Consider the following 16,448-nt stretch of genomic DNA (forward strand, 5'->3'; position numbering starts at 1 on the left):
CTTAGCGTCCCGCCTCGCCGCCGCTGGCCGCCAGGATGGCGTCCACGACGATCTTCATTTTTGAACCCAGCGAACCCTTCACCGCGACCACATCTCCTGCCTTGAGCGCGGCGGCGACATCGCCCGCCAGCGCAGCTGAATCCGCCCGGTGCACGCCCCGCTGCGCCGGCGACAGACGCTGCCACAGCGCCTGCATGTGCGGGCCGCACAGGAAGACCTGCGCCGCACCGCTCGCGGCCACCGCATCGGCGAGATCCGCATGGTAGGCATCCGCGCCCTCGCCCAGCTCCCGCATGTCGCCCAGCGCCAGCACCCGGCGTCCGCCCGCCTGCGGCTCGGTCCGCGCCAGGACCGCCAGCATGGCCCGCACCGAGACCGGGTTGCCGTTGTAGCTCTCGTCCAGCAGCTCGATCGTACCGCCGCCGAACTTCAGCATCCGGCGCGCGCCTCGGCCCGGCGACGCCTTCACGTCGATGAGCGTCGCCGCCGCCTTCACCACGTCCGCACCCAGCGCCTCGATAACAGCCAGCGCGCCGATGCTGTTCAGCACCCAGTGTTCGCCGGCCGCGCCAAGCCGATACTCGATCCGGCGACCGTGGAGCAAGGCTGCAACATCACTACCGGAATCGTGCAGGTTGCAGGAGACAAGACGCGCGTCTGCAGCCTCGCTGCGACCGAAGCCGACGACGCGGGAAACGCCGAAATGACGGGCTTTTCCGACGAGGCGTTCATAGTGGTGGCTGTCGCGATTGAGCACGGCCACTGCGCCTTCCGCCATGCCGGCGAACAGGCAGCCCTTCTCGTCGGCGACCGCTTCCTCGCTGCCCATGTGGCCGATATGGACCGGCCCGACATTGGTGACGATACCGACATGTGCCTCGGCCTGGCGCGCCAGCGGCTCAATCTCGCCGGGATGGTTCATGCCGATCTCGAACACGCCGTAGCGCGCGTCGCGCGGCAAGCGCGCGAGGCTGATCGGCACGCCGACATGGTTGTTGTAGCTCGCCACGCTGGCCGAGGTCGGCGCCTGTGCCGACAGCATCGCGCGCAGCGCGTCCTTGGTGCTGGTCTTGCCGACCGAACCGGTGACGCTGGCGATGCGCGCCGGGCTGCGCCGGCGGGCGGCGCGGCCCAGGTCGACCAGCGCCTTCATCGTGTCGGGAACGCGGACCAGCGTGCCCCGGGCACCTTCGACGTTGCGCGACACGACGGCCGCTGCCGCGCCGCGCGACAGGGCGTCGGCGACGAAGCCGTGACCGTCGGTCGTCTCGCCGCTCAGCGCAAAGAAGAGATCGCCCTTGCCGACGGCGCGGCTGTCGAAGGTCACGCCCTCGGCCTCGAACGGCGCGGTGATCGACGCGGCCGTGAGGGCTGCCTGCACCTCGTCGGAGGTCCACAGCGCGCTCACGCCCCGCCTCCGGCCAGTGCGCGTGCCTCCTCGGCATCGTCGAAATGATGGGTGACGCCCTTGATCGTCTGGCCGGTCTCATGCCCCTTGCCGGCGATCAGCAGCAGGTCGTCGGCGCTCGACAGCGCCTCCATGCCGGCGGCGATGGCGGAATGGCGGCCGTTGGCGATCTCGATCCAGTTGCGGCGGTCATCGGCGATGCCGCGCACGATCTCGGCACGGATCGCGGCCGGCTCCTCGCTGCGCGGATTGTCGTCGGTGACGATCGTCAGGTCAGCCAGGCGCGTCGCGATCTCGCCCATCACCGGGCGCTTGCCGCGATCGCGATCGCCGCCGCAGCCGAACACGACGACCAGCTTGCCGCGCGCAAAGGGCCGCAAGGTGCGCAGCACCGTCTCCAGCGCCTCGGGCTTGTGGGCATAGTCGACATAGACGGCAGCGCCCGAACGATGGCGGGCCACGAGCTGCAGCCGGCCGGGCGCGCCCGTCAGATGGGCCAGCGCTTCGACGGCACGCGCCGGATCGCCGCCGGTGGCGACGACGAGGCCGAGCGCAGCCAGAGCGTTCGACGCCTGGAAGCCGCCGACCAGCGGCAGCTCGATCTCATGGCGCGCGCCCATGACGTCCAGCACGAGGTGCTGTCCGGTCGGCGTCGGATCGTCGGCAAGCAGGCGAAACTCGGCACCCTTCGCGCCATAGGTCCAGAAGCGGATGCCGCGCTGCCGGCAGATCGCGGCAAGCGCTTCGGCCCGGTTGCTGTCGGCATTGACGACCGCCGTGCCGCCCGGTGGCAACAGCCCCTCGAACAGGCGCGCCTTGGCCGCGAAGTAGGCGTCCATCGACCGGTGATAGTCGAGATGCTCGTGCGTCAGGTTGGTGAAGACCGCCGCCGCGAGATGCAGCCCGTCGAGCCGGTGCTGGTCGATGCCGTGGCTCGACGCCTCGATGGCGAGATGCGACACGCCCTCGCGCGCCAGGGTCGCGAGGTCCTCGTGAAGCTGCACCGGATCGGGCGTCGTGAGGCCGCCGTCGCGCACGAGACCAGGCGAGACGATGCCCAGGGTGCCGACGCTCGCCGCCTTGAGCCCCATCCGTTCCCAGATCTGGCGCACGAAGTGCACCGTCGAGGACTTGCCGTTGGTGCCGGTGACGGCGGCGATGGTGGCAGGCTGCAGACCGGCGAAAGCCGAGGCCATCAGCGCCACGCGCCGCCGCGGATTGACGTCGCGCAAGACGACGATGCCGGGATCGAGCGGCGGCAGCGCGGCATCAGGCGCGGCCAGGATCGCCACCGCACCGCGCTTCACGGCATCGGCCACGAAGCTCGCGCCGTCCTGATGGCTGCCCGACAGGGCGGCGAAGAGATAACCCGGCTGGACCTTGCGCGAGTCGAGCGTCAGGCCGGCGAGAAGGGGATCGCGCGGCAGCGCGGAAGAGGTCGCGGTTGCGTCGGCGCTCCGGCGCATGAGCTCACTCAGACGCAACGCGGCGTACTCCCGGACCGGGCGCCGAGGCCGTCTGGCCGGGCGCCGGCCGGACCGGCAGGGCCTTGCGATGATCGCCTGGTGAGCGGCGCACGCTGGCCGGCACGAGTTGCGGCGGCGCGACCGGCGGCGGCACCGGCGTCGAGGCGATCTCGATCGGCGGCAGGCCCTCCTTCAGGTCGCCCGGCAGGATGCCATAGAGCGACACCATCTGTTCGATGATGAGCTTGACCGAAGGCGCCGCCACCCAGCCGGCCGTCGCATAGCCGCCGGTTTCGGGAAGGCCCTTCGGCTCGTCGAGCGAGACGATGATGACGAACTTCGGATCGTTCATCGGGAACGCGCCGACGAAGGAGCTGATCAGCGACTTCTGGCGGTAGCCGCCGCGGCCGGGCTTCTCGGCCGTGCCGGTCTTGCCGCCGACCTCGTAGCCCACGACGTTGGCATTCTTGCCCGTGCCCTCGACCGCATTCAGCCGCAGGAGCTGGCGCATGTTGACCGAGGTCTTCTGCTGGATGACGCGGCGGCCCTTGTCGCTGGCGGCGTTACGCTTCACCAGCGAGGGCTGGTAGAGGATGCCGCCGTTGATCATCGCCGCCGAGCCCATCGCGAGGTGCAGCGGCGTCACCGAGATGCCGTGACCGAAGGCGATGGTCATGGTGTTGATCTTCATCCAGTGCTTCGGCCACAGCGGCGCGGCGACTTCCGGCAGCTGCGTCGAGAGCGGCTTCAGGAAGCCGATCTTGTCGAAGAAGGCGCGCTGGCCCTCCGGTCCCATGACCTCGACCGCCATCTTGGCCGAACCGATGTTGGACGAGAACTTGAAGATCTCCGGGATCGACAGCGGCCGGCGCTGGGCGTGGTCGTCGTTGATGGTGAAGCGGTCGATCTTGATCGGCGACGTCGCGTCGAAGACGCTGGTCATCGAGGCCTTGCCCGAATCCAGCGCCATCGCCGTGTTGAAGATCTTGAAGGTCGAGCCCTGCTCGTAGACGCCCAGGGTTGCGCGGTTGAACAGCGCCTCGTTGGTCAGCGTCCGGGTGCTGTTGGGGTTGTAGGTCGGCAGCGACGCCATGGCGAGGACCTCGCCGTTGGTCACGTCCATGACGATCGCGGTGGCGCCGATCGCCGAGAACTTCTGGACGGCGCGCGCGATCTCGCGCTCGACGATGCGCTGCAGGCGGAGGTCGATCGAGAGCTGCAGGGTCTCGCCGCTCTGGAGCTGCTGGTCGAAGAAGCGCTCGACGCCGGCGAGGCCGGAATTGTCGACGCTGGCATAGCCCAGTATGTGCGCCGCCGCCGTGCCCTGCGGATAGATGCGCCGCTCCTCGGCCTGGAACTCGAGGCCCGGGATGCCGAGGCGATTGACGCGGTCGTGCTCGCGCGGGCTCAAGCCGCGCTTGATCCAGACGAAGGTCCTGTCGCCTTCCAGCTTCTCGCGCACGTCGTCGTACTTGAGGTCCGGCAGCGCCGTCACGATCTTGCGCGCGGCTTCCTGCGGATCGATCAGCAGGTGCGGATTGACGAAGGCCGACATGACAGGGACCGACGTCGCCAGGACAGCGCCGTTGCGGTCGACGATGTCGGCGCGTTCGGACTGGATCGAGCCGCCGCGGGCGGCGACCCTCTGCGTCGGCTCGGCGCCGTCGCGCAGCAGCGACACGTAGCCCATGCGCAGGCCGACCGCGGTGAAGGCGATCCCGAAGATCACCGAGGCGATCACCAGGCGCTGGCGGGCCGTCTCCTGTGCATCACCCTTCAGGCGGTCCTGGGGCGAGGCGTAACGCGCGCCGGCCGCCGCGTTTACCGCGGCGGCCGGTTCGGGCGAGGCAGATTTGCGCCACAGCTTCACCGCGAACCCTCTTCTTTTCTCGAGAGGATGTCATCGATGGAGACAGCGGCGCTCTGGCCGTCGCCAACCGGACCCGCTGTTGCCGGCTCTTGTATCGAGGCCGGTCGAGGGGGCGTCGTGGGTCCGGATGTACGCTTTGAAAGGGGTGCGGAGGCCGGCGAGGGGCTGCCGGCCTCCGCTGCGACGCGGCCACCACCACCGGGCAAAGTCGACGAGGGGACGTCGTTGCCCGTTCGTGGGGGGGAAGGAGGTGGTGGATCGCGCCGCGGGGGGACAGATTCGGGTTTGAGCTGATCGAGCCGGACGACCTGCTTGATGGACGCCGACTCGAGCTTGAGATGCTTCTGCGCGAGCGCTTCGATGCGCTCGGATTCGTTCAGGTGAGCCCATTCGACCCGCAGGATGTGCGTGGCCTGCTGGCTCTCGATGATCTTCTGGTTGGTGCGGTCGATGCGCTCCTCGAGGTCCTGCACCTTGTACTTCACGGTGAACAGGCCCACGGCCGTGGCAACGGCGGCAACCGACCAGAACAGGAGTCCGCGGTGGATCATGCGCCACCTCCAGCTCCGAGCTTTTCGGCCCCAAGCTTCTCGGCGACACGCAGACGGGCCGAACGGGCGCGCGGGTTGCCCGCGACTTCCTCGTCGGACGGCAGCACCGGCTTGCGCGTGAGGTCGCGCAGCGTCGCCGTCCGCGAGCCGGCGCCCGGCGGCGCATGGCGCGACGGGCCCGGCGTGCGACCGGCGCGGGCGCGGACGAAGTCCTTCACGACGCGGTCTTCCAGCGAATGGAACGACACGACGGCCAGCCGGCCGCCCTGTGCCAGCACCTTCTCGGCGGCGGCAAGACCACGCTCGAGTTCGCCCAGCTCGTCGTTCACGGCGATGCGCAGCGCCTGGAAAGTACGCGTCGCGGGATCGCTCTCGTCCCTTCCCTGCGGACCGACCGCGCGGCGCACGATCTCGGCCAGCTCGCCCGTGCTCTCGATGCGCTTGGTGCGGCGTGTCTCGACGATGCTGCGCGCGACGCGGCGGCTGCGGCGCTCCTCGCCGTAGCGCCAGATGATGTCGGCCAACTCCGTTTCGTTTGTTTCGTTTACGAGATCGGCCGCCGAGTGGCCGCTCTTCTCCATGCGCATGTCGAGCGGACCGGAAGCGCGGAAGGAGAAGCCGCGATCGGCCTGGTCGAACTGCATCGACGAGACGCCGAGATCGAGCGTCACGCCGTCAACATCGTCCACACCCTCGGCAGACAAAAGCTCGGCCATGTCGCCGAAGCGGCCTTCGATCAGGCGCAGGCGCGGCGCATAGCGCTCGGCCAGCGCCTGGCCTGCGGCGATGGCATCGGGATCGCGGTCGATGGCGATGACCTGGCAATCGGCGCGATCGAGCATGGCGGTCGTGTAACCGCCGGCGCCGAAGGTGCCGTCGAGATAGCGGCCGCCGTCGCGCGGCTGCAGCGCATCGACGACCTCGCGCGCCATCACCGGGATGTGGCGAGCGCCGCTCACGCGTCGCCTCCGCCAAGGCCGCGCACGAACGCCGCCATCTTCTCGCGCTCGGCGTCGCGGCGCGCCTGCCAACGGGCCGGATTCCAGAGCTGGAACTTGTCGACCTTTCCGACCAGCATGACGCCGTCGGTCGCATCGAGCGCCTGGACGAATTCCGCCGGCATCGTGAAACGGCCGTCCGGCTCCATCGAGATCGTGCGGGCGCCGGCCGACAGGTAACCCGCCGGATCGAACGCCTCGTCGTCGAGGGCGACCTTCAGCGAACCCTTGGGGCCCAGCGCTTCGGTGCGCAGGCGGTCCAGCATGGCATCGAAGCCGGCGCGGGAGTTGCCGTTCACGAGGCCGGCGATGGTGGGGGAATGATAGAGCACGAACGCGCCGCGATCGTCCGCGGGCAGCTCGTCGCGAAAAGCCGCGGGCAACAGAACCCGGCCTTTCTTATCCATCTTGATCAGGATCTCGGACCGGAATGCCACGGCCCATCTCCCCTCTAGACCCGCTGCAGGTGCCCCACGCCCCTGCGTTGTCTGTTACACGGGATACAATGGGATATCATGGGAAAGTCCGGGATGCAATTATCAACAATAAGAATCCACAAGGAATCTGAAAGACTTAGACACAACATCTATTGTGCGCCTGCACCGTGCAAACGCAAGGGATTGTAGTCACGACTCGGTGGGCGGAATCGAAAGGGTCAGACGGCCTGTAAGCCGGGTTCTGTCCTCGCCGCCGAAATCAAAGCAGGCGGCGATGGATGGCCATTCCTCTGGGACGCCCGTTACCGAACGCCTCGCGCGACCGACCCGGGCGACGACGCGGAAACACCGCTGCCGGTTGCCCGGCGTGTCACCCCTATTTGGTCTTGCTCCCGGTGGGGTTTGCCATGCCGCTTCCGTTACCGGTCGCGCGGTGGGCTCTTACTCCACCGTTTCACCCTTACCGTCCTGGCGAACCAGGCAGGCGGTCTGTTTTCTGTGGCACTTTCCCTGGGGTCGCCCCCGCCGGACGTTATCCGGCACCGTGTCTCCGTGGAGCCCGGACTTTCCTCACCCGTCCGGTTGCCCGTCCAAGTGCAGCCATCCGGCCGTCTGACCCGTCGCCTGACTAGGCCGCCCGCGCCAGCGGGTCAAGCAGGCCGGCCAGCAATGATCGCGTCTCGGGATCGACCATGCCGTCGACCTGCGCCGGCCGGTAATGGCGCTGGAAGGCCTTCACGATCTCCTTCGGCGGCACCGCGATGGGCGGCGCGTAGCCGAAGCGCTGCAGCGCCTTGTGGAAGTCGCCGTCGAGCGGCCGCGTGCCGGCCTTCGGCCACAAGCCGATTCCGCGATCCGCCAGCGCCCTCCACGGGAAGCGACGTCCGGGATCGATCTTGCGCTGGGGCGCGATGTCGGAATGGCCGACGACGTTGCGCGGCTCGATCGCGGGATGCCGAGCGACGATCTCGTGGCACAGCTCGATCAGCGCCTCGATCTGCGGCGCCGGATAATCGTGACGATCGCCATGCAGATTCACGATCTCGATGCCGATCGACGTGCCGTTCAACGCCTCACGACCGCGCCACCACGATTTGCCGGCATGCCACGCGGTGCGATCCTCGGGCACGAGGCGATAGGCTGTGCCGTCGAGGTCCAGCACATAGTGCGAGCTGACGCGGAGTTCGCGCGCACCGTCGCGCAGGATGTCGAGCGATTCCTGCAAAGGAAGCTCGGTGTAGTGCAGCACGAGGATGTCGACGATCGCACCGTCCGGTCGCGGCGCATAATTGGGCGACGGCAGGTCGACGAAGTTCACGCTCAGGCCGGCACGAGGCCGCGCTGCTTGCGCAGCCGGTCATAGGCGTCGTTGATCAGCGCGAGCTTGCGGTTGGCCACGGCGATCGCCTCTTCCGGCAGGCCCTGTGCCATGAGCTTGTCAGGATGGTTGGCGCGGACCTGCCGCAGCCAGGCCTCGCGGATCTGCTCGTCGGTCGCCAGCGGATCGATGCCCAGCACGGTGCAGGGCTCGCACTCGACCGCGCCCAGCGCCGCGGCCTTTGCGCGTTCGAAACGCGAACTGGGCAAGCCGAAGATGCTCGCGACCTTGGCGAGATAGTCGGCTTCCGCCGCATCGATCTTGCCGTCGGCCTGCGCGATGCTGAACAGGCCCTCGATCACATTCTCGAGGATTTCAGGCGCATCGGGAAACAGCGCCGCGACCTGTCTTGCATAAGTCTCGAAGCCGCCGGCATCGCGCTTGGCCAGATCGAAGAAGCGTTCGACGTTCGCCTCCTCGCCCGGCGGCACCTGGAAGAAGTCGCGAAACGCCGCCCTCTCGGCCTCCGAGACCTCGCCATCGACCCGCGCCATCTTGGCGCCGAGTGCGATGACGCCGATCGTGAAGCCGATCTGGCGCAGGCCGGGATGGCCGCCATCGTCGGCCGGCGGCGAGGACAGGCCGAGCAGCCCGGCGATGCCGAGCCCGTTCATGCCCTCCACGATTCTATCCCAGATCCTCATATCGCGCCTTATAGCATCAACGAGCCGATCGCGACGCCGACCAGCAGGGCGAGCGCGAGGCGGCGATAGAAGGTCTCGCTGGCCAGCGGAAACAGACGCTCGCCCAAAATACCGCCCAGCATGATGGCCGGCGCAAGAAACAGGGCCTGCACGCCGGTGTTCCAGCCGATCAGGTCGCGCGACGCAAACGACGTCAGCGCCACCACGTCGACGAACACGAAATAGGTCGTGAGATTGGCCCGCACCCGCGCCGCCGGATCGGTGCCGGCGAGGTAATAGAAAGCGATCGGCGGGCCCGCCATGCCCGAGAGCCCGTTCAGGAAGCCGCTGGTCCCACCGGCCGCCAGCGTCGTCATCACGTTCGGCCGCCCCGAAAAGCGCCAGCCGCTGGCCAGCAGAAGGACGGCGCTCAACACGATGAGCGAGATCGCCCACCGCATCGGCTCGGGCTCGACGAGGAGGAGTGTGTGGGTGCCGAGCGGTACCGCGATGGTGGCCGCCAGCAACAGCAGGCCGATGCGCCGCCAGTCGACCAGGGGCAGGACGCGGGGCACCAGCGGCAGCGCCACGGCAATCTCCAGCAGCAGGCAGAGCGCGACGCCGATCGCGGGCCCGTAGAGGGCCGAGAATATCGGGGTCATCAGCATGGCGGCGCCGAAACCGGCAAACCCGCGCACCATGCCTGCAATGCAGGCAACGAGGGCAGAAATAAGGAAAGGAAAGCTCAACAGGTCCGGCATCGCGGGCGGGACGCTAGCATTGCCGGAGCGTCCTCCCAGCATCATATAATGCAGGTCATGCCCTCAAAGAATCTTGCGGTTCCGACCATCCCGCTCCTGATGCCGTACATCCAGCGGCGGCCGGAGCTCGAAGGCATCACGCCGAAGCCTTTCAAGCTCGTGTCGGACTATACGCCGGCCGGCGACCAGCCCGCGGCGATCAAGCAGCTGATCTCCGGCGTCGAGGGCGGCGAGCGCGACCAGGTGCTGCTGGGCGTCACCGGCTCGGGCAAGACCTTCACGATGGCCAATGTCATCGCCAGCCAGGGAAGGCCGGCGCTGGTGATGGCGCCCAACAAGACGCTGGCGGCGCAGCTCTATGCCGAGATGAAGGGGTTCTTCCCCGAGAACGCCGTCGAATATTTCGTGTCGTATTACGACTACTACCAGCCCGAAGCCTATGTGCCGCGCACCGACACCTTCATCGAGAAGGATTCGTCGATCAACGAGCAGATCGACCGCATGCGCCACTCCGCGACGCGAGCGCTGATGGAGCGCGACGACGTGATCATCGTGGCCTCGGTCTCCTGCATCTACGGCATCGGTCCGCTGGAGAATTACCAGAAGATGACCTTCCGCCTGCACAAGGGCCAGAAGATCGACCGCACCACCCTGCTCCGCCGCTTCGTCGAACAGCAGTACAAGCGCAACGACAACGCCTTCCAGCGTGGCACCTTCCGGGTGCGCGGCGACACGATCGACCTGTTCCCGGCGCACTACGAGGACAAGGCCTGGCGCTTCGAGATGTTCGGCGATGAGATCGAATCGATCACCGAGTTCGATCCGCTGACCGGCGACAAGACGATCTCGCTGAACGACATCATCGTCTATGCCAACAGCCACTATGTGACGCCAAAGCCGACGATGCAGAAGGCGATCGACCAGATAAAGGCCGACCTGAAGCAGAGGCTGGAGGAGTTCAACCGCGCCGGCCGCCTGCTCGAAGCGCAGCGGCTCGAGCAGCGCACCCTGTTCGACATCGAGATGATGGAGACGACCGGGGCCTGCGCCGGCATCGAGAACTATTCACGCTATCTCACCGGCCGCAAGGCGGGTGAGCCGCCGCCGACCCTGTTCGAATACTTCCCCCAGAACTCGCTGCTGATCTGCGACGAGAGCCACGTCACCGTGCCGCAGATCGGCGGCATGTTCCGCGGCGACTTCAATCGCAAGAGCGTGCTGGCCGAGTTCGGTTTCCGCCTGCCCTCGGCGATCGACAACCGGCCGCTGAAATTCGAGGAATGGGACGCACTGCGCCCGCAGACGACCTATGTCAGCGCCACGCCCGGCGACTGGGAGATGGAACGCACGCAGGGCATCTTCATCGAGCAGGTGATCCGCCCGACCGGCCTGATCGATCCGACGGTCCTGATCCGGCCCGTCGAGAAGCAGGTCGACGACCTGATCGCCGAGTGCAAGGACTGCGCGAAGAAGGGCCAGCGCGTGCTGGTCACCGTGCTGACCAAGCGCATGGCCGAGGACCTGGTCGAGTACATGCACGAGGCCGGCATCCGCTGCCGCTACCTGCATTCCGACATCGACACGCTGGAGCGCATCGAGATCATCCGCGACCTCAGGCTCGGCGCCTTCGACGTGCTGGTCGGCATCAACCTCTTGCGCGAGGGCCTCGACATTCCCGAATGCGCGCTCGTGGCCATCCTCGACGCCGACAAGGAAGGCTTCCTGCGCTCGCCGACCTCGCTGGTGCAGACGATCGGCCGCGCCGCGCGCAACGTCGAGGGCCGCGTCATCCTCTATGCCGACAAGATGACGGACTCGATCAAGTACGCCATGGCCGAGACCGACCGCCGCCGCGCCAAGCAGACCGCCTACAACGAGGAGCACGGCATCACGCCGGCCTCGGTGAAGCGCAACATCGCCGAGATCCTGCAATCGACCGCCGAGCGCGACCATTACACGGTCGACACCGGCGTGTCGGGCGACGTGCATCTCGTCGGGCACAATCTGCGCACCCATATCGCCGAGCTCGAGAAGCGCATGCGCGCCGCGGCCGCCGACCTCGAATTCGAGGAAGCAGGCCGCCTGCGCGACGAGATCCGCCGCCTCGAGGCGCACGAGCTCGAACTGCCGGGCCAGGCCGCGAGCGCCAATGTCGGCGTCCATCTCGGCAAGATGCAGCATTCGCGAGTCTTCCGCGGCGTGCGCACCGGTTCGGGCGGACGCGGCAAGCCGGCGCGGCGCAGCGGTCGCTAACATGAGGCGAGTGATCCATTTCCGCCCACTCGCCTTTCTTCTCCTCTTTTTTATCTGGAACGGACCGCTGGCGGCACAGGGCCGTGAGGAGGTCGTGCGAATCCCCGGCCCCGGAGGGTCGACCTTGGTCGCCACGGTGATGCGTCCGCCCGGGGAGACGCGCCAGCCGCTCGTCGTCATCAATCACGGCTCGCCCGCCGACAGCTCGCAGCGTCCCAAGATGGAACGGCCGCGCTACACCGCACTGTCGTCGTGGTTCCTGTCGCACGGCTATGTCGTCGTCCTGCCGTTGCGTCGCGGCTACGGCGAGACGGCCGGCAGCTGGGCCGAGAATTACGGTCGCTGCGATGCGCCGGACTATCTCAACGCCGGTCTGCAGGGCGCCGCCGATATCCAGGCCACCATCGACTTCATGCGCACGCAGGCTTACGTCGCCGCCGACCGCACCATCGTCGTCGGCCAGTCCGCCGGCGGCTGGGCGACGGTCGCGCTATCGAGCCGCAATCCGGCCGGCGTGGCAGGCATGATCAATTTCGCCGGCGGCCGCGGCGGACACCAGAAGCTCTCCGGCGGCGGTATCGGCAACTGCATGCCGTCAGCGCTTGTCGAGGCAGCCACCAAGTATGGCGCGACGGCCCGCGTGCCCATGCTCTGGATCTACGCCGAGAACGACAGCTTCTTCGAGCCTGCACTCGCCAAGCGGATGGCCGAGGCCTACGACAAGGCCGGCGGCAAGGCGACCTTCCGTCCGGTCGGGCCCAACGGCCGCGACGGACATGGTCTTGCGAGCGCAGGCAACGGCAATTCCGTCTGGGGACCGCTGATCGAGAGTTTCCTCGCCGGCCTCAAGTAGATCGCTATCGAACTCCGGCGTCAGAAGCGCTTGCTCAATCCTGCGCGGCCGTAGAGGCCACTGCTGCCCGGTCCGCTCGGACCGCCGCCGCCCTGGGAGCGCAGGTCCCACAGATAGCCCCCGGACAGGTAGAACTCGGTCGTGCCGAGGGCGAAGCCGAACGCGCCGCCGACGCTTGCCTGATTGTATTGCGAATTGCCCTGCGCCATTCCTTCCGGGCCGAACGAGAGCCAGTCGGTGATGCGATAGCCCACCTTCGCCATGGTGAAGAAGCTCGTGTAGTTGCTCGACAGCGTGCCGAGCGCGAAACCGAACATCTTCTGGCCGATCGGCGCGTAGATCTCGACCTGTCCCTTGGCACCGAGCTGCGCGCCACGGACGACGGCGGCGGGATCGGCATTCTCGTGGTTCTGCATCTCCAGTCCGGCATAGGCCGAGAGACGTGCTCCATCGACGTAGAATTGGTAGCCGATCAGCGCGTCGGCCTGTTGCTGGCTGACGCTCTGACGGATGCCGGGGACGATCTGGTAGGAATAGCCGCCGACCCCGCCGGCCAGTCGCGCGAGGACCCCGTCGACCGCGAGATTGCCGTTCATCGCGGCAACGCCGCCCGCGTAGCCGTAGACCGAATAGGGCTGCGCGGAGACACCGGCGAAGGTGTCGAGTACTGGGTCCGCGGCGCCGGCGGGCCGCAGGCCGGCCAGAAGGCAGATCGTCGCCAAGACGAGTGTCCTGTTCATCATCACCGCTCTCCTTCGAACCGACATTGCGCCCTACCCGGCGGCGATGGCTGCGGGCGCCATCGCCGGTGGACGGACGGAGTCCGTGACGGGCCGCTCGATGCGCACCCCAACTCGCATCGCGCCGAGCGGATCGAGTGCGCCCTCGTCCAGCATCGGCGCCGTCGACAGTCCGCTCATGGCGAGGCGCATGCTTCCTTCGATGAAGGACCAGGCTTCGATCCCTGCGTGGATCGGGAGATTGCCGGCGAAATGGATCAGTTCAGCTCGATCCCTGCCCGGCTGGACGCGCAGGTAGCCGAGGCAGGGCGTGCCGTCACGCTCCCGCAGGACGACGGGCTGCCAAGGGCGCCGCGCCATCGGCATGTGCTCGACGGGAGCGCGCAGCAGACCCAGCCATTCCAGGAAGGTCCTGCCGACTTCGCTCCGCCCCGCCAGCCCGCGATGCCATCGCCCGGCATGCAAGGCCTGGTCGAGCCGGTCGCGCGCCGCCGCATCGGGCCACTGAAAGTCGAGGCGAAGAGCACCCGATGTATCGGCAATGCATCGCGCCTCCAGGTGGAGCACCCCATCGGGAAGCAGCAACTCGACCTGCCGGACCTCCCCGGCATGCGCCGTCAGGGCGGTCGTCGTCGCGCCGTCGATCGAGATCGACCGGGTCAGCAGCCATGGTCCGGGAAGCAGGCCGTCGGCGACCCGGACCGGCAACGCCACCGAATGGGCGAAATTGATCTCGTCCATCGCTGCCGAGCGGATGGCGAGCTTCAACACGAGGGAAGCAGAGGCGAGATGCAGCAGGCAGAGAAGCAGCAATGCCACCTCGATCCAGACCGGCGTCACCATCTCGCGATGGCCCTGGAAGACGTCGGTCCAGCGCAAGGCAGTGACCATGACGGCGGTCAAACACAAGGTTCCAATCAGCACCTGCGGCAGGCTCAGGAGGGGCGAAAGCCGCCCGACGAGCTTCTTGGAACTCACGCGGAAGCGAATGCGCCGCCGAAACAGACCCCAGGTCGCGGCGAGGCTCGACCCGAGGCGCGCCATGTCGAAGGTCTCGGTGAGAAAGAGATGGCTGAATCCGCGGAAGGATTCGGAATAGGCCAGCGTTCCGAGCAGAAAGTACGGCAGGAAGAACGCGAAGAAATGGATGGGCTGCCCGTAGACCGGCGGCACTTCGAACAGAAGCGTGAGCGGCGGCGCGACGTAGAGGACGAGCTTCCGCCAGGCGTCGGCATAGGCGAGCGCCAGCAGCATGTAGCAGACGTTCTGGCCGAAGCTTAGCGAACGGCAGAACGGGACGCCCTCGATGCGGCAGACCTGCATGTTGCCCTCGCCCCACCGCAGCCGCTGGCGCAGGAAACCGCGGAAGTCCGGCGGCGCGACGCCGAAGGCCAGCGGCTCGTCGTGGAAGACCGATTTCAGGCCGAGCTTCTGCAGCCGGACGGCGGCATGCATGTCCTCGGTGACGGTCTTTTCGGGAAAGCCGCCGATGCGATCGAGATGGGCGCGGCGCAGAATGCACGAACAGCCGCACAAGGTCGTCGCGCCGTGGTGGTCGCGGCCCGGCTGGAGCACATGATGGAAGCTGCTCTGCTCATGCCAGATCGATCGCGACGAACGGTCGAACGCATGCTGGAACGAGCCGGTGTTGTAGTAATCCTGTGGCGTCTGGACGAAGGCGACGTCCGGATCGTCGAAATAGCCGAGCAGGCGGTCGAGGAAGTTCGGCTGCGCGCAATGGTCGGCATCCAGGAGCACGACGAACTCGCCGGCCGAAAAGGCCAGGCCATGGTTGATGTTGCCCGCCTTGGCGCCGGCGTTCGAGCCGCGCGCCAGATAGCGACAGCCGAACTCGGCGGCCAGTCGACACAATTCGGGACGATCGCCGTCATCGAGCAACCAGGTGAGGTGCGGATATTGGATGCGGACCGCCGCCAGCAGCGCCCGACGCACTACACGTACGTCTTCGTCGAGCGTGGTCACGAACACGTCGACCGAGAGGCCCGGGGGCGCGGGCCGGGAAACGCGCTGCAGCGGAGTCAGGGCAACGAAGAAGACGACCAGGGAGGCCAGGAAGCCGAGCAGCTCGGTGGCGAAGAAGATCGCCGAGACCAACGGCGCTTCAGGGTTGAATGCGGTCGTCCGCCAGCCGAGATAGACGATACCCGCGAGGACGAAGGCGGCGACGATGAAGCGTCTGACCCGCTCGGTCCGCCTGTCCTGGTCGATACGGGCCTCGGCAGCCGGCCGTATCCCCTCGGCCCCCGTTTCCCGCAAGAACGGCCTTCTCGAGCCACTCTGGTTCCGGCCGAGCCATCGTCTCGGGCGTCCTGCGTCTCTGGATCGGAGGTGGGGATGGTGCATCTGATCGCGAACGCTGCGGAAGGTAATGCAGGCTTCCGGGCCGCGGGCGCGCCATGTTGTTTGCGCAAAGGCTCATGACTATGCGCGCCGGGCGAACGGCTGTGTCCGCTTCAGCGCGCCGCAGGGCACGCGACCGGCGGGAGGGCTAGCGGGCGGTCTCGCGGAGATAGGCCTCGAATGCCTCGTTCAGTCCCCTGAACGAGATCGGCACCGCAGCCTCACGCCCGGTACCGTCGCGATACTCGATCCGTCCGGGCTCGGTCTGCAGGCGCAGCTTGCGCAGCACCTCGTCGGAGACGACGGCATTGCAGACGCACCCGCTCGGAAGGCAGCGCAGCCAGCCGAGTTCCAGGGTGAGCCCGTCACGGCCATCGACGACCAGCTTGGCCGGGGGCTGGAAGGTCGCGTTGACCGGCAGGATCACCGTCACCCGCAGCGGCTCTCCGGGCAGGATGCGCCCCAGCGCAATCTGCGCCTGCACCCCGCTCTCGCCCGCCCTCTGGACGGTCTGCGCGACCTCGCACAGGCGCTGGACTGGTGCCAGGTCGACGCGGCGTTCGCATCGCAATGTCCAATCGCCGAAGCTCGCCGTCGTGCGATCGGGTACGGCCGATGGCGCTGCAGGAGCCGGGGTCGCGGGAGGGGGCGGACTGGCTTTGGGAGCGGTCTGGGCGCCGGCGGCTGTCGACCAGACGATCAGGCAGCAGATTCCCAGTACAGTCCCCAACCGTCCCATGTGCGCTCCC

General features: G+C 67.6%; 13 protein-coding genes, 1 other RNA gene and 1 pseudogene. 2 read left to right on the forward strand and 13 right to left on the reverse strand.

Features of this window, described 5'->3' with window-relative positions; translation table 11 throughout:
* Window position 1 precedes the first annotated feature (1 nt).
* The 10 genes from AC1ROX_RS12575 to AC1ROX_RS12620 all read right to left on the reverse strand — a co-directional run bounded on the left by AC1ROX_RS12575 (window position 2) and on the right by AC1ROX_RS12620 (window position 9,399).
* A complete protein-coding gene (locus AC1ROX_RS12575) occupies window positions 2-1,408 on the reverse strand; it encodes a UDP-N-acetylmuramoyl-tripeptide--D-alanyl-D-alanine ligase (protein ID WP_493125951.1) in 1,407 nt (468 codons plus the stop codon).
* Entirely contained in the window at window positions 1,405-2,874 is a 1,470-nt protein-coding gene (locus AC1ROX_RS12580) for a UDP-N-acetylmuramoyl-L-alanyl-D-glutamate--2,6-diaminopimelate ligase (protein ID WP_493125953.1), read from the reverse strand. The genes AC1ROX_RS12575 and AC1ROX_RS12580 overlap by 4 nt, the downstream gene beginning before the upstream one ends.
* Window positions 2,875-2,878: 4 nt before the next feature.
* Window positions 2,879-4,744, reverse strand: a complete 1,866-nt coding sequence (locus AC1ROX_RS12585; RefSeq protein WP_493125955.1) for a peptidoglycan D,D-transpeptidase FtsI family protein — start codon at window positions 4,742-4,744, stop codon at window positions 2,879-2,881.
* Window positions 4,741-5,295 carry a cell division protein FtsL gene (gene ftsL / locus AC1ROX_RS12590; protein WP_493125957.1) on the reverse strand — a complete coding sequence of 185 codons (555 nt, stop codon included), beginning with the start codon at window positions 5,293-5,295 and terminating at the stop codon, window positions 4,741-4,743. Before ftsL ends, AC1ROX_RS12585 begins: the two co-directional genes overlap by 4 nt.
* Complete coding sequence (rsmH, locus tag AC1ROX_RS12595; protein ID WP_493125959.1) at window positions 5,292-6,254, reverse strand: 16S rRNA (cytosine(1402)-N(4))-methyltransferase RsmH; 963 nt, start codon at window positions 6,252-6,254, stop codon at window positions 5,292-5,294. The genes ftsL and rsmH overlap by 4 nt, the downstream gene beginning before the upstream one ends.
* Window positions 6,251-6,730 carry a division/cell wall cluster transcriptional repressor MraZ gene (locus tag AC1ROX_RS12600; RefSeq protein ID WP_493125961.1) on the reverse strand — a complete coding sequence of 160 codons (480 nt, stop codon included), beginning with the start codon at window positions 6,728-6,730 and terminating at the stop codon, window positions 6,251-6,253. The genes rsmH and AC1ROX_RS12600 overlap by 4 nt, the downstream gene beginning before the upstream one ends.
* 214 nt (window positions 6,731-6,944) lie before the next feature.
* Window positions 6,945-7,346, reverse strand: an RNA gene (gene rnpB, locus AC1ROX_RS12605) — RNase P RNA component class A.
* A 12-nt stretch (window positions 7,347-7,358) separates the two neighbouring features.
* Window positions 7,359-8,048, reverse strand: a complete 690-nt coding sequence (locus tag AC1ROX_RS12610) for an N-acetylmuramoyl-L-alanine amidase (RefSeq protein ID WP_493125963.1) — start codon at window positions 8,046-8,048, stop codon at window positions 7,359-7,361.
* Between the two features lie 2 nt (window positions 8,049-8,050).
* Window positions 8,051-8,722: a TerB family tellurite resistance protein gene (locus AC1ROX_RS12615; protein WP_493126153.1), complete on the reverse strand. Its 672-nt coding sequence runs from the start codon at window positions 8,720-8,722 to the stop codon at window positions 8,051-8,053.
* Window positions 8,723-8,760: 38 nt separating this feature from the next.
* Window positions 8,761-9,399 (reverse strand): sulfite exporter TauE/SafE family protein, encoded by a 639-nt coding sequence (locus tag AC1ROX_RS12620; protein ID WP_493125965.1) that lies wholly within the window; start codon window positions 9,397-9,399, stop codon window positions 8,761-8,763.
* On the opposite strand from AC1ROX_RS12620, the pseudogene uvrB reads away from it, so the two are divergent.
* Window positions 9,289-11,745, forward strand: a pseudogene (uvrB, locus tag AC1ROX_RS12625) (excinuclease ABC subunit UvrB); the annotation flags it as partial. The gene AC1ROX_RS12620 and the pseudogene uvrB overlap by 111 nt on opposite strands.
* Before the next feature lie 94 nt (window positions 11,746-11,839).
* Window positions 11,840-12,598: an alpha/beta hydrolase family protein gene (locus tag AC1ROX_RS12630; protein WP_493125967.1), complete on the forward strand. Its 759-nt coding sequence runs from the start codon at window positions 11,840-11,842 to the stop codon at window positions 12,596-12,598.
* Between the two features lie 20 nt (window positions 12,599-12,618).
* Here the strand turns inward: AC1ROX_RS12630 and bcsS are convergent, their stop codons facing one another.
* The 3 genes from bcsS to AC1ROX_RS12645 form a co-directional block, all read right to left on the reverse strand.
* Window positions 12,619-13,341 (reverse strand): cellulose biosynthesis protein BcsS, encoded by a 723-nt coding sequence (gene bcsS / locus AC1ROX_RS12635; protein ID WP_493125969.1) that lies wholly within the window; start codon window positions 13,339-13,341, stop codon window positions 12,619-12,621.
* 30 nt (window positions 13,342-13,371) lie between these two features.
* Entirely contained in the window at window positions 13,372-15,615 is a 2,244-nt protein-coding gene (locus AC1ROX_RS12640; RefSeq protein ID WP_493125971.1) for a glycosyltransferase family 2 protein, read from the reverse strand.
* A 232-nt stretch (window positions 15,616-15,847) separates the two neighbouring features.
* Window positions 15,848-16,438, reverse strand: coding sequence for an invasion associated locus B family protein (locus AC1ROX_RS12645; RefSeq protein WP_493125973.1), 591 nt, complete (start codon window positions 16,436-16,438; stop codon window positions 15,848-15,850).
* Window positions 16,439-16,448: the final 10 nt, after the last annotated feature.

The organism is Reyranella sp. GW821-FHT14A01, assembly GCF_058803965.1.

Coding starts and splice junctions, on each gene's coding strand:
- AC1ROX_RS12580 (WP_493125953.1), bottom strand. CDS start 2,874: ATGCGCCGGAGCGCCGACGCAACCGCGACCTCTTCCGCGCTGCCGCGC.
- ftsL (WP_493125957.1), bottom strand. CDS start 5,295: ATGATCCACCGCGGACTCCTGTTCTGGTCGGTTGCCGCCGTTGCCACG.
- AC1ROX_RS12615 (WP_493126153.1), bottom strand. CDS start 8,722: ATGAACGGGCTCGGCATCGCCGGGCTGCTCGGCCTGTCCTCGCCGCCG.
- AC1ROX_RS12620 (WP_493125965.1), bottom strand. CDS start 9,399: ATGCTGATGACCCCGATATTCTCGGCCCTCTACGGGCCCGCGATCGGC.
- bcsS (WP_493125969.1), bottom strand. CDS start 13,341: ATGATGAACAGGACACTCGTCTTGGCGACGATCTGCCTTCTGGCCGGC.
- AC1ROX_RS12645 (WP_493125973.1), bottom strand. CDS start 16,438: ATGGGACGGTTGGGGACTGTACTGGGAATCTGCTGCCTGATCGTCTGG.